Here is a 12,975-nt window from a genome sequence, read left to right on the forward strand (position 1 = left end):
TGCCCGAACTTGTGGGTATAACTACCCATCCGCGCAGTCCTCCGGACCGGCAGACTGAAGGCATGCATACGCCTGAGGTCGTGCCGTCCCCGGACACCGTGGCTGCAGAGACCAAGCCCGACCGGGACCGCGCGGTCGACGTCGCGCGGCTCGGCGCGCTCGTGGTCGTGATGTTCGGGCACTGCGCGATGCTGCTCGCCACGATCGATTCCGGCGGCGTGCGGGTCGGCAACATCCTCGGGGAATTACCTGCGCTCACCCCGATCACCTGGGTGCTGCAGGTCATGCCGTTGTTCTTTCTTGCTGGCGGCGCCGCGGGTGCATACAGCTGGCGTCGCGGCAATCCTTGGGGCGCTTGGCTGTTCACGCGGGCGCAACGACTGTGCCGGCCGGTGTTCTGGTATCTCGCGGTGTGGACGGTCGCCCTGGTGGCGGTGCACGCGACGATGGGCGAGGAATCCGCGGATGCGCTCGGGCGCGAATGCGTGGCGCTGCTGTGGTTTCTCGGCGTGTATCTGGTGACGCTCGCGTTCGTGCCTGCGTTGATGCGGCTGTCGAGCGGGCGATCGGCGGCAGCGCTCGTGGCGCTGCTCATCGCGGTGTCGACAGTGTTCGACGTGCTGCGGTTCCAACTGGATTCGGCCGCGGTCGCGACCCCGAATCTGATCGTCGTGTGGCTCATCCCGATGGTGATCGGGGTCGCCTACGCCCGCCGCCTGGTCCAGGCCCGGGTCGCCATTGCCGTGGCGGTGTCGGCGTTCGCCGCGGCAGTCCTGCTCGTGGTGTTCGGTCCCTATGATGTGTCGCTCGTGGTCACCGGGACGGAGCGGGTGTCGAACGTCTCGCCGCCCACGCTGCTGCTCGCGCTGCATTGCACGTGGGTGTCGTGCCTGTTCGTGGCGGCGGCCGGCGCGATACAGCGCTGGGCGCAGCGGCCGCGGGTGTGGTACGTCGTCGCGGTCGGCAACAGGGGAGCGATGACGATCTACCTGTGGCACATCCCGGTCATCGCCGTCGCGGCATTCAGCCTGCACGCCATCGGCCTGGACGCGTTCGATCCGCACGCGCCCGGCTTCTGGGGTCTGCTCGCGTTGCGTGCGGCGTTGTTCGCGGTGTTGATGGCCGTGGCGTTCCGGCTCCTGTCACCGCTCGAACACCGGCCGCTGCCGTGGTGGGACGGGCCGGTACGCGTGACCGGCGGCCGGTCGATCATGGCCGGCGCGTTGATCTGCCTTGCCGGTGCGGCGTTGACGTTGATGGCCAAGAACGGGCTCGACGGCACCGTGGGCTGGTCAGCGCTCGGCGGGTTCGTCGTCGCGGCTGGCGCTGCCCGGTTGAGCGTGGGCAGCGCGCAACGGCAGCCGAAATGACATGCGCTGCAACATCCCGTCGCGCAGCGTGACGGTGTGCAACAGCACGGCTGACACATGCGCGGCGATCACCGCCATCAGCAGGTAGGCGATCACCGTGTGGGTTTGGCGGAGCAAGCCGTAGAGGTCACCGGAAAACGGGGCGATGCGCGGTAGCGTGACGCCACCGATGGTCACGCGGTTGCCTGCCGCCGACAGCATCGTCCAGCCGACAAGAGGCTGGACCACGAGCAGTCCGTACAGCGAGAACTCCGACATCACAATGACTTTGCGTTCCAGCGTGCCGACAGTGGGCGGCAGCGGCGGGCCGCGGTGAAACAGCCGGTTGCCGATGCGCAGCACGACGACCACCAGGATCGTCGCGCCGAGCGTCTTGTGGACGACGAGCAGGGTGGCATAGCTCGCGATCGAGTTGACCATCACGAACCCGACGAACAACGCCGCGAACACGAGCAGCGCGGTCAGCCAGTGAAATACGCGCGTCGACGCCGCGTGGCGTGTGGCCGTCACGTCTGCACCTCGTCGACCTGCACCTCGGGCGGTGAGGTCTGGGGCTCCCGGCTGCGGATCCGGTACGACGCCCCATAGACCGCCGACCGGGCACTCAGCAGCGGATCGTCGGATGGTTCGATCCCGTCGGGCAGCACCATCGGATCGAAATTCACATCGCGACTGTTTCCCGGGCGTTCGGTCTCGATCGTGTCGAGGGTCAGCACCCCGGCGTCGACGGTGCGCCGATCGGGCGGCCAGGGCAGGGTCGCGTCGGCGACGGGATCGTCTGGCGCACCGATCGTCAGCAGCAACCGCCAGCGCAGCGGGCCGGTGCGCATCGACGCGATCAACGCCTCGAACATCCCGTTGTCGCCCCGAAATGCCGGGCGGGACGGTTGCATCGGCACCAGCGACCACCGGACCGGCGTGCGCACACCGTCGGCGTTCACGAAATAGAACGTGATCAGGCTGCGGTAGGTGCTGTCGGCGAAGCCCGGCGTCGGCGGGTTGGCCTTGATGATCTGCATGGCGCGCGCCGTCTCGGGATGATCGGCCAGAAACCGCGCCATCGCCGCGGGATCCGGTTTTCCGGTGGCCGGCACAGGCTTGCCCGCGAGCAGCCGGTCATAGAATCCTTGCGGCGAATTGTCAGGAAAGACGGGCAGATTCAACAGCGCCATCCGCCACTGCTCGTCGGACGGGAAACCGAACACCAGGCCGAGTCCGCGTGCCAGGGACGGATCGTCGGGCACCCGGGGATTTCCGTTGCCGAACGAGAACCGGCCCAGCACCGGTGTGATACCGCGTGCGAAGACGGCGGCGGTGGACAACTGCTGACCGTCGCCGTTGCTGTCGAAGTAACCCGACACCGCGACGGCCTTCGCATGGTTCACGCGGTATCCGGCATGGTGGCCGAAAACCGTCCGGAACGCGTCCACGAACGTCTGGGGGGTGAGGCGGCGCGGCCCGACGGTGTTGGTGGCGAACAGCAACGCGCCCACGTCGAGCGCCAGGAAGCCGCCGACGGCGGCCGCGCCGAGCAGAACCTTGCGCCGATCGAGCACCGGCCATTGTTGTTTGGGCATCGATGTGATTAACGCACGGTTCGCCCGATCTGCGACCGGCGCAGTGATTACCGAATTGTGACGCTCTCGGCGGACGGATGTACCTGCACCGGGTAGCCGTGCCGCAGCGCATCCAGCGACAATCCGGGCGTCACCACGCGCGCCTGCCGATCAGCTGTGAGAACAACGGGATCGGTGTAGCCCTCCGGTGACCATCGGTACGCCGTGCCTTGCCAGATCAGCCGAAAGTCGTTGTCGCCGAACGTGACGAACACACCATCGGGCAGTGTGCCGATCTCCGCCGTGATACCCGGCTCCTGCCGGGATGCTCTGAGTTGCCTGTCGAATTCCTTGGCCGAGCTGATGGGACGGTCATTGCCGACGTTGGCCGCGTCGATGTAGGCGCGGTAGGCCATGCGGCGGCACTCGCCGCACGGCCGGTGACCGGCCGCCAGGGCGACCGCCTCATCCAGGAAGAAGAGCTCGGTGTAGGTGCCGGGACGCATGAGTTCACGCCTGCGGCCCTTGAATTCGAGCTCGCAGATCAGCCACATCGCGTTGCGTGAGGTCCGGATGATCCGGCGGTTGTCGTCGTGCAGGATGCCGCGATTGCCCATGAACGTGCCGCGGGCGCTGGTCGCGATGATCGCTCCACCGGGTGTGACCCGGTTCTGCAGTGGCACGCGGTCGGTCAGTCCTCCTTGCGGATGAGTCGCCCGAGCGCCTGCCGGTCGGGCGCGAGCAACTCCTCGATACGGGGCTTGTTGACGTCGGCGACGATGATCTCGCCCACCTCCTGGTAGACGTCGCTGAATATGCCGTGGGTCTTCATCTTTTCGGTTTGATAGATGTTGTCCTCGGTCGGCGTCACGTAGTACACGATCTCGGCCTTGAAGCGGTGGATCAGCCACAGATGGATGAGGTCCATCAGCCGCTTCTTGCGCAGCTGCTCGGAGAACGTGTTCTGGTCGCGCACCGTGAGGATGCTGCGCCCGTGCCGGTCCTTGATCGGGTCGACGACGACGTTGGCCAACGGCTCGTCACCGTCGCCGTAGATGCCGAGATCGAGCACATCGGACCCGGCGCGCCGCGGCCGCAGCTGAACCCGGAGCTTCTCGGGTAGCTGATAGTGGTCGCTCCACAGCGCCAGCCATTCCTCGAGCAGCTTCTTCGGCACCTCGGTCTGCACCAGGTGCTGGTGTTGGGTCGAGCCTTTGCCCATCGCCTTGGTGGTCGCCGTGCGGCCCGAGGACGCGGCCAGTGCCGCATCGCTGCGCGGCCCGCCGACCAGTGTTTGCGGTGTGCGGTAAGGCGATTCGACCAGGCGCATCTTGCGTTGCAAACGGGCCAGCGCGAGCATGCCCTCCTGTTGGAGCGACGTCGCGAACTCCTCACATGCCACGCCGTCGACCTGGTGGCCGCCGTAGGTGATGAAGTTGAAGACGAATCCCATCTTCCCGAGTTCCTCGGGGAACGCCCGCATCTCGTCGTCGGTCATGCCGGTGGTGTCCCAGTTGAACGACGGCGACAGGTTGTAGGCCAGCATCTGGTCGGGGTACTCGGCGTGGATCGCATCGGCGAACTGCTTGGCATCGGCGAGATCGGCGGTCTTGGTCTCCATCCACAGGATGTCGGCGAACGGCGCCGCCGCGAGCGACTTCGCGATCGCGTACGGAATGCCGCCGCGGACTTGGTAATAGCCCTCCGGTGTCTTGGCCCGCTCGCAGTCCCATGCGACGTCGGCGCCCAGCTCCTTGGCCTTTTCCCGCGCCGTATAGAGGGGTGCGCGCGTGGCGAATGCACGCCAGTCGGCGGCACTCATGTCGGCGGGCTCGCCCTCGCGTTCACGGAACTCGAGCAGTTCGGCCACGGCCTCGCCGTAGGTGTTCAGCCCGGCATCGTCCTGCCAGGCATCGACGAAGGTTGACTCGACCTTGTCGAACAACGCGTCGACCGATCCGCCGCTCTGCTTCCAGGTCGCGGTGGCCTCGGTGGCCGCGTCCATGATGCCGTGTCGTTGCAGCCACTCTTCGGCCGCGGAGTACTCGCCTGCGGGCAGTGCGTAGAGCAGGTGCCCGTTGAGTTCGGCGACGCCCGACTCGTAGAAATGGCGGACCATCGCCAGGAAGCAGGATTTGTACGACGGGATCTTGAGGTTCGTGGCGCCCAGCAGGAACGGCTGATCGCGTTCGTCGGCGCGGCTGTCGATCAGGTTGGCGGCCTCGGCGTCGGTGCGCGCCACGATGATGCCGGGCACCCGCATGATGTCGAGCTGGAACCGCGCGGTGTTGAGCCGCTTGATCTGTTCGTCGGACGGCACCAGGACCTTGCCGCCCTGGTGACCGCATTTCTTGGTGCCGGGCCGCTGGTCCTCGATGTGGTAACCGGGCACGCCGGACTCGACGAAGCGGCGAATCAGGTTGCGCACGTGCGGATCACCGCCGTGGCCGGTGTCGGCGTCGGCGATGATGAACGGCCGGTAATCGTAGGCGGGCGTCGCGGCCCGCTGCTCCTCGGACATCTTCAGGCGCAGGTACTGCTGGTTGCGATCGGCGGTGAGCAGCGCGCGCACCAGCCCGGCCGCCTCGTCGGGCACCTGGCTCAGCGGATAGGAGGCCAGATCGGGGCCCGGATCCTCACTGATCGAACCTTTCGCCGAGGTCGCCCAGCCGCCGAGGTAGATCCCGCCGATGCCCATCCGTTTCATCACCACGGCCTGACCGGGCGAATACGGCCCGAACGTGGTGATGCTCTTCTTCTTGGCGAACAGCTCGCGCAGGTAGGGGTAGAACGCGGTCGCGGCTTCGCGCGCCACCGGATAGTCCGAAGGGATGGTGCCGCGCTGCTCGGCGACCTGGCGTGCCGAATACAGCCGGATGATGCCGTCGAAGCGGGAACTGTCGAAATAGGCTTGCGTGGCGGCTACATCGTGTTCAAAGTCCTGCTCGATTGACGAGTTGGTCTGTGCGTTGGCTTCGATCGTGGCCATGGGTGTCCGCTCCTGAACTCGGGTACCTCCAATCATTGCCGCACAGCCGGGTCGCTGGAGCCGGGTTGGGAGTTTTCTCAGGACATACGACGCCCGCTGAGGGTCGCGTCATAGGCTGCAGGCCATGTCGATCGACCGGGCGGCACTCGCCGCGGGCACCATCCGACTCGCCTCTGGGATCTCGTTTCTCGTCGACCCGCTGCGCGCCAACCGGCTGTGGGGTTCACCGGACAAACCCGACGCGACCGCGCAGCTGCTGCTGCGGTCGATGGGGTACCGCGACGCGTTGATCGGCGGGCTGCTCGTGGCGGCCGGGCTGCGCGGCGCCGACACCCGCGGCTGGTTCCTCGCCTCGGGCGGAGCCGATGCCGCCGATCTGCTGGGTGGGCTCGGCGTGCACGGCGAGATGCGGCGCAGTCAGCAGATCATCGGTCTCGGCGGGGCCGTCGTCGGAATCGGGGTCGGCCTGTGGGGCGCGACCCGGCGGCGGCCTAAGCCGGCGCCGACGGGCTGGCCGCCACCTCGATGATGTCGTTGCGGTACCGGCGGGCCGCGACGAAATAGCAGCCCATGGCGACGACCTGCAGGGCGGGCACCAGGATCAGCAGGGCCCGTCCCAATGCTTGCGCACCCAGATCGGCGGTCAGCGCGTCGCTGATCACGCCCGTCAAGAACGGGCCGACTGCTCCGAACACCGCGTTGAAGAACAGAAAGATCGCCGACGCCGTCGCACGGTGCTCGGGCAGAACCAGACGCTGCACCGCGGCGATGGACGGGGCCAGATACGCCGTGCCGATGACGTAGCTGAGCGCGAGGAACCACACGCACAGCGCCCGGTTGTCCACCACGAACGCCAGCACCGAAGCCGGCAGCAGCATCACTGTCAGCACGACGACGATCATCAGCAGCCAGCGCGGGTCACGTGCGGCAAGCCGATCGGCCAGGCGTCCCACGATCAGCAGCCCCAGGACTCCGGTGAGCCCGGTGGCCAGTCCGTACTCCAGACCGACCTCACCGAGCGACATGCCGCGCGTGCGCATCAGGAACGCGGGCGCGAACGTCGTCAGCGAGTATCCGGCCGCCGAGATGCACGCGGTGCCGCCGATGATGGCGAGGAAGCTCGGCTTGCGCAGCAGATCCCACCAGTTGATCTTCGTATCCTGCTCGGGCACAGTCGGTTTGGGCAGCGTCTGACGCACGCCGACCACCAGCAGGACGAGCGGGGCGAGCGCGACGCTGATCGCGCCCATGACCACGAAGGCCGTTCGCCAGCCCAGGTTCTCGGCCAGCAGCCCGCCACCGAGAATGCTGGCGGCAGACGCCAGCGGGATCGCGAACGTGATGACCGCAAGCGGCGCCGAGCGCCGCTCGGGCGGGAAATTGCGTGCCACATAGGCGTGCGCGGCCGGCGTGCTGCCCGCTTCGCCGACCGCGACGCCCACCCGCGTCAGAGCCAGTTGGAAACCGGACTGGACGGCGCCGCCGAGCACCGTCATGGCACCCCACAGCGTCAGCGAGCCCGCGATCACCGCGCCGAACGCGCCGCGGTCGGCGACGCGCGCGATGACGATCCCGAGCACCGCGTACACGATCAGAAAGCCGAACCCGTTGATGACGCCGATCGCGGTGTCCGACAACGCAAGATCGTTCTTGATCGGCTCGGCGAGCACCCCGGGCAGGAACCGGTCGACGTAATTGAGCGTGCCGACGAGCGCCAGCACCGCGACCGCGGCCCACGCCCGTCGTGGCCCATGCGCATCAGAAGGGTCCAACTGAATCATCGCCTGCGGTGACGGCATCGGCTCCTCCTGCTCGAACGCTCGCCGTAGCCTGCCAGAACGCCGGGGCAGATGGCTAGACGCGCAGGCTGCCGACCTCGATCTCGAACCCCACGAGGGTCTCCACGGCTTGCGCCACCCGGAACGTCATCGCCTCATCGTGCGGATGGCCGACCACTTGCACACCGGTCGGAACGCCCTCGGCGGACAACCCGCTGGGCACCGACAGCGCCGGGCAGTGGTTGGCGACATTGAACGGGCTGGTCAAGTGACCTTCCCAGTAGTGCTCGAGGTGCCTGCCTGCCGTGTCGATGCCGTCCAGGTAATCCCCGTCGGCCTGCAGCGAGGTCACCGCCGACGTCGGGCACAGCAGGACGTCGATGCCACGCATCGCGGCCGCCAGATCGGCTTGCAGTCGCGCGTCCATGGCCAGGGAATCGACCAGGGTGTACCGCTGCGCCGCCGCAGCCGCATCGGCGACGAAGCGCCGCGTGTAGGCCGCGAGCTGATCCTCGGTGCCCGCGGTTTCGCGCGCCACGGCCGGCCCGAGGATGTGGCCGAAGTGCGCGAAGATCGTCTCCCGGATCAGGGCTGTCGTCCACGGCAGTTCCACGTCGACGACGTCGGCGCCGGCAGCGGTCAGTGCTGCGGCGACCGCACGGGTGTTCTCGACGATCTCGGCAGCCACGGGAAAGTCGCCGAGCCGCACCGACAGCCCGATCCGCAGACCCTCGACGCCGCCGTGCAACGGGATCGGTTGGCCATTGGGGCCCCATGAGCCGTGGTCGACCGGATGCCTGCCAGACATGACCGACGACAGCAACGCCACGTCGGCCACCGTGCGGCCCATCGGCCCGTCGCCCCGGTACCAGTCCGCGGCCAACGGCGGCAGGCCCGGGATGCGGCCGTACGGTGCCTTGTAGCCGACCGTGCCCGTGAACCCCGCGGGGATCCGCGTCGAACCGGCGATGTCGGAAGCCGTGGCCAGCGTGGCGAACCCGGCGGCCAGCGCCGCACCCGCGCCACCCGACGAGCCGCCGGGGGAGGTCTGCGGGTTCCACGGGTTGCGGGTGACACCCCACATCGGCGAATGGGTCACGGTCGCGCAGCTGAACTCCGGACTTGTAGTGCGCGCGTGGATGATTCCGCCTGCCGCCTTGATCCGTTCGACGACGGGATGATCGTGCTGCGCCAACTGACCGCGCTTGGCCACCAAACCCTGTTCGAGCAGCCGCCCGGCGATTCCGTGCTTCTCCTTGGTCGCCACGGTCAAACCCAGCAGTGCGGGCGGCGTTTCACCGGTGCGGGCGCAACGGGCGTAGGTGTCGGCGGCGTGGCGGGCCGCGGGCCTGGCCTCGTCGAACAGCGTCTCGGTGAACGCGTTGATCCCGGTGGCGCGGTTGCCGTTGTGTGCTTCGATCCGGGCGATCTGGGCTTCGAGCACCTCAAGCGGCGAGAGCTCGAGCCGCCGGAACGCCGCGAGCGCTTCGGTGGCGCTCAGGTAGGCCAACTCGGTTGTCGAGGTCGTCTCCATCAGGCGGCCGACTCGGCGAGCGAACCGTTGACCATCTCCCACGCCACGTTCGTCAACGCGTCGACGCCGGCGACCATGTCCTCGTCGGTGCTGAACTCGCGTTCGCAGTGGCTCACGCCGTCCACCGACGGGATGAACATCATGACCGTGGGCACGATCCGGTTCATCGGCACCGAGTCGTGGCCGGCCATGGTGCGGATGGGGCGGACGCTCAGCCCGAGGTCCGCGGCCACCTTCTCGGTCAGTTCGATACCGGACTGGGGGAAGTACTGGATGTCGCGGACGTCGAAATCGCGCACGTTGATCGCGATGTCGTGTTCGCGGGCGATGGCCTCGATATCGCTGAGCAGGCTGGCCCGGGCCGTCGCGACGATTTCCGGTGAGGCCGAACGCAGATCGGCGACCAGATGCACGCGACGCGCCACGACGATCGGCGAGTTCGGCTCAACGGTGAACCGGCCGACCGACGAGACGATGGCCTCGTCCTCGAACTTCCGCGTGACGTCGTGGACCAGGAGCACCACCTTGCTGGCAGCGACCAGTGCGTCGTGCCGGTCGGCCATCGCGGTCGCGCCGGTGTGCGACTGCTCGCCGAGCACCTCGATGTCGAGTTTCTGTGTGTACCAAGATGATTCGACGGCGCCGAGGTTGATGTTCTCGCGTTCGAGGATGCGCCCCTGCTCGATATGGATCTCGGCGTAGCCGGCGGTGTCCGGACGCGGATCGGTTCCGCGGTAGCCGATGGCGTCGAGCGCCTCGGCGACCGAAACCCCGCCGAGGTCGCGAACCTGGAGCATCTCGTTCTCGTCCATCAGGCCGGCGAACACCGACGAGCCCATGATGGACGGCGCGAACCGCCCGCCCTCCTCGTTGAACCAGTTGACGACACCGAGGTTGTAGGTCACCTGGGCGCCGTGTTCACCGACCCGGGCGGCGACCCGTTGCGCGGCGTGCAATGCGGCGATGACGCCGTAGGCCCCGTCGAACCGGCCGCCCAGCGGCTGTGAATCCAGATGTGACCCGATGAGCACGTAGGGTGCGCCGGGCACGAACTCGATGAGCGCGAACATGTTTCCGATGGCGTCGACGCGCAACTCCCAGCCGCGCTGGGCGGCGAACTCGGCGAACCAGTCGCGGCTCAGCTTGTCCTCGGCGGTCGCGGCCTGCCGGTCGACGCCGTTGTTCGGCGTCGCGCCGAACATCGCGACATGATGGAAATCGGTGAGGAATGCGTTTGCATCCATGATGGAACTCCTTGGCTTCGAAAGTGTTTAGCCGATGCGGCGGCGCGTCTCGGGCACCTTGGTGAACACCAGCAGGAGGGCGACGACGGCGGCTGCCGCGGCCATGTACACGCCCGGTGCGGCGCTCAGGCCGGTCTTCGAGACCAGCATCGTGCCGATGAACGGTGCGGTGCCGCCGAATGCGGCATAGCCGACGTTGTAGCTGATGGCCGCGGACGTGAATCGGGTTTCGGTGGTGAAGATCTCGACGAAGAACGTGTAGCACCCGCCGCCATAGATGCACATCGGGACGACGAACAACAGCTGTCCGGCGATCGCCAGGGGCAGCGACCCGCTCGTCACCAGCATGAAGCACGGAACCGACAGCAGCGCCAGGGCCACCGAGCCCGCGATGAGCATCGGTTTGCGGCCGACCCGGTCACCGATCATGCCGCCGATCGGGAGCAGCACGGCATACATCGCCATCGCGACCGCATTGGCCAGCAGTGACTGCTCGCGGCTGAGGTTGCCGGTGACCTGCACGTAGGACACGAAGTACCCGGAGAGGAAATAGAAGCCCATCGCGGTCAGCGCCATCACGAAGATGACCTGCAACATCCGGATCCTGTTCTCGCGGAACGCTTCCCGGATGGGGCTGTACTCCTTGTGCTCATGCTTGGCCAGCACCTGCTTGAACGCCTCGGACTCCTCGGTCTTGGCGCGGATCCACAGGCCGAAGAACGCCAGCGGCAGGGCGATCAGGAACGGGATGCGCCACCCGTAGGACGTGAAGGCCTCTGACGACATCGTCGAGGACAACACCAGGATCAGGGTGCCGCCGACCACCGACGGCAGCGCGGTGGCGGCGAGCGTGACGTTGATCCAGAACCCGCGCCGGTCCAGCGGTGCGTGCTCGAACACGAATGCCGGTGCGCCCACCGATTCGCCGCCCGCCGAGAAGCCCTGGACCAGCCGGCACAGGATCAACAGGATCGGGGCCAGCACGCCGATGGTGCTGTAGGTGGGCAGCAGCCCGATCATGGTCGTGGCGGCGCCGATCGACAGCAGCGTGATGAACAGGACCTTGCGGCGGCCGATGCGGTCGCCGAGCGCCCCGAAGAACAGGCCGCCCAGAGGCCGGAACAGGAAGGCCACGCCGAAGGTCGCGAACGTGGCGAGCAGACCGGCCAGCGCGTTCTCGCTGGGGAAGAACAGGTTGGCGAGGGTGACCGCCGACAGTCCGTAGAGCGTGAAGTCGTAGAACTCGATGAACTGGCCGATGCTGCCACCGGCCAGCACCCGCTTCTGCATACCGGAGCTGCGCTTCGGCTGATCTGGTGCTTCGGGTTCGGTTTTCATGACCAGTTCCTGCGCTGTCATGGAGGTTCTCTTCTCGGTGATGCGGCCGGGGCCGGCGGTGTCGGGCGTCACAGTGCTTCCAGCATGGTGACCACCACCGAACGAGTCCAACGAAAAAGATTGGTCGTATCGATCGGTAAAAACGATCGGATGCGTCTCATCTGCGTCCCTCGCTTTGCAGCTCAATGCAGATTTCCTCGAACGCGATCGACTTGCGCGTCGGGCGCCCGCCCTTCATGCGCACCAGCACGAGCTCGATGGGCGGTAGCTCGTCGGCCAGTTCGAGCGGTATCACCCGCCCGCCCGCGTAGGTCACGTCGCGCGTCAAGCGCCAGTTCAGCATCGAGTAACCGTGACCCATGCTGACGTAGGAGCGCACGGTCTCGTATCCCGAGACCAGGTGCCTGATGCGGGGACGCAGGCCGAGACGTTTGAAGATGTCGAGGTAGTACTCGCGGCTGTGCTTGAGGTCGAGCAGGACGAACGGCTCGTCCTCGAATTCCTTCAGGTGGACGGCGACATCCGGATGCGCTGCGCGCGGGTGGTTCTCGGCCACCAACAGGTGGGGTGGCACGCGTTGCAGCACCCGGTATTCGTAATCGGTGCCCAGGCCGAGGTCGTACATCAATGCGGTTTCGCACGTGCCCTCGGCCAGGGATCTCATGAGCGTCTCCTGGTCGGCTTCGAGGAAGCTGAGTTTGATCGCCGGGTGGTGCTGCTCGAACGCGGTGAGAATCTTGGGTGCGAGGAACGGCGCGATCGGCGAGAAGATCCCCGCGACCAGGTCACCCGCCAGTTCCTCCCGCTCGGCGCGCACCGAGTGGTAGAGCTGATCGGCGTCTTCCAGCACGGTCCTGGCGCCCATGAGCAGCCGCCTGCCCTCGGCGGTGAGCCGCAGGCCGCGGTTCGACCGGCGATGGAACAGCTGGACACCCACCTCGCGCTCGAGTTGATGGATGGCGGCCGAGAGCGTCGACTGGGTGACGTTGAGTTCGAACGCGGCAGCCCGCATGTTCTCGAGCCTCGCGACCACCGTGAAGTACCTCAGCTGGACCAAGGTGAACGACTTCGCCATGACCGCATCATGCCTTGAGCCGGTCCGCGCACGTTGCCGTCGAATAAGGCGACGGTTCAGCGTTCTCACCGATTCTTAATTGTTGATCAGC

Annotated in this window: 11 protein-coding genes; 2 read left to right on the plus strand and 9 right to left on the minus strand. The window is 67.1% G+C overall.

The features are described from left to right. Positions 1-62: 62 nt before the first annotated feature. Complete coding sequence (locus tag AWC31_RS36490; protein WP_085150751.1) at positions 63-1,370, plus strand: acyltransferase family protein; 1,308 nt, start codon at positions 63-65, stop codon at positions 1,368-1,370. Here the strand turns inward: AWC31_RS36490 and AWC31_RS36495 are convergent. The 4 genes from AWC31_RS36495 to aceA are packed head-to-tail and all read right to left on the minus strand — an operon-like array spanning position 1,293 to position 5,915. After that, positions 1,293-1,880 (minus strand): cytochrome b, encoded by a 588-nt coding sequence (locus AWC31_RS36495; RefSeq protein ID WP_085150753.1) that lies wholly within the window; start codon positions 1,878-1,880, stop codon positions 1,293-1,295. The genes AWC31_RS36490 and AWC31_RS36495 overlap by 78 nt on opposite strands. Further along, the gene (locus AWC31_RS36500; protein WP_110775450.1) at positions 1,877-2,947 is read right to left on the minus strand and encodes a catalase family peroxidase; all 1,071 of its coding nucleotides are present in this window, start codon (positions 2,945-2,947) and stop codon (positions 1,877-1,879) included. Before AWC31_RS36500 ends, AWC31_RS36495 begins: the two co-directional genes overlap by 4 nt. Before the next feature lie 47 nt (positions 2,948-2,994). Then, positions 2,995-3,609, minus strand: a complete 615-nt coding sequence (locus AWC31_RS36505) for a hypothetical protein (protein WP_085150757.1) — start codon at positions 3,607-3,609, stop codon at positions 2,995-2,997. Positions 3,610-3,617: 8 nt separating this feature from the next. Then, complete coding sequence (gene aceA / locus AWC31_RS36510) at positions 3,618-5,915, minus strand: isocitrate lyase ICL2 (RefSeq protein WP_085150759.1); 2,298 nt, start codon at positions 5,913-5,915, stop codon at positions 3,618-3,620. Positions 5,916-6,039: 124 nt separating this feature from the next. Between aceA and AWC31_RS36515 the strand changes: the two genes are divergently transcribed. Further along, a complete protein-coding gene (locus tag AWC31_RS36515; RefSeq protein ID WP_085150761.1) occupies positions 6,040-6,444 on the plus strand; it encodes a DUF4267 domain-containing protein in 405 nt (134 codons plus the stop codon). On the opposite strand, the gene AWC31_RS36520 is transcribed toward AWC31_RS36515, so the two are convergent. The 5 genes from AWC31_RS36520 to AWC31_RS36540 all read right to left on the minus strand — a co-directional run bounded on the left by AWC31_RS36520 (position 6,407) and on the right by AWC31_RS36540 (position 12,884). Beyond that, complete coding sequence (locus AWC31_RS36520) at positions 6,407-7,714, minus strand: spinster family MFS transporter (RefSeq protein ID WP_085150763.1); 1,308 nt, start codon at positions 7,712-7,714, stop codon at positions 6,407-6,409. The two genes, AWC31_RS36515 and AWC31_RS36520, sit on opposite strands and share 38 nt — an antisense overlap. A 55-nt stretch (positions 7,715-7,769) precedes the next feature. Continuing rightward, positions 7,770-9,227, minus strand: coding sequence for an amidase (locus tag AWC31_RS36525; protein WP_085150765.1), 1,458 nt, complete (start codon positions 9,225-9,227; stop codon positions 7,770-7,772). Next, on the minus strand, positions 9,227-10,471 hold the full coding sequence (locus AWC31_RS36530) for a M20 family metallo-hydrolase (protein WP_085150768.1): 1,245 nt from the start codon (positions 10,469-10,471) through the stop codon (positions 9,227-9,229). Before AWC31_RS36530 ends, AWC31_RS36525 begins: the two co-directional genes overlap by 1 nt. 27 nt (positions 10,472-10,498) lie before the next feature. Beyond that, positions 10,499-11,881 (minus strand): MFS transporter, encoded by a 1,383-nt coding sequence (locus AWC31_RS36535; RefSeq protein ID WP_234817130.1) that lies wholly within the window; start codon positions 11,879-11,881, stop codon positions 10,499-10,501. An 85-nt stretch (positions 11,882-11,966) separates the two neighbouring features. Further along, positions 11,967-12,884 carry a LysR family transcriptional regulator gene (locus AWC31_RS36540; protein WP_085150770.1) on the minus strand — a complete coding sequence of 306 codons (918 nt, stop codon included), beginning with the start codon at positions 12,882-12,884 and terminating at the stop codon, positions 11,967-11,969. Positions 12,885-12,975 lie beyond the last annotated feature (91 nt).

The organism is Mycolicibacterium wolinskyi, from assembly GCF_002101965.1.
GTDB lineage: Bacteria > Actinomycetota > Actinomycetes > Mycobacteriales > Mycobacteriaceae > Mycobacterium > Mycobacterium wolinskyi.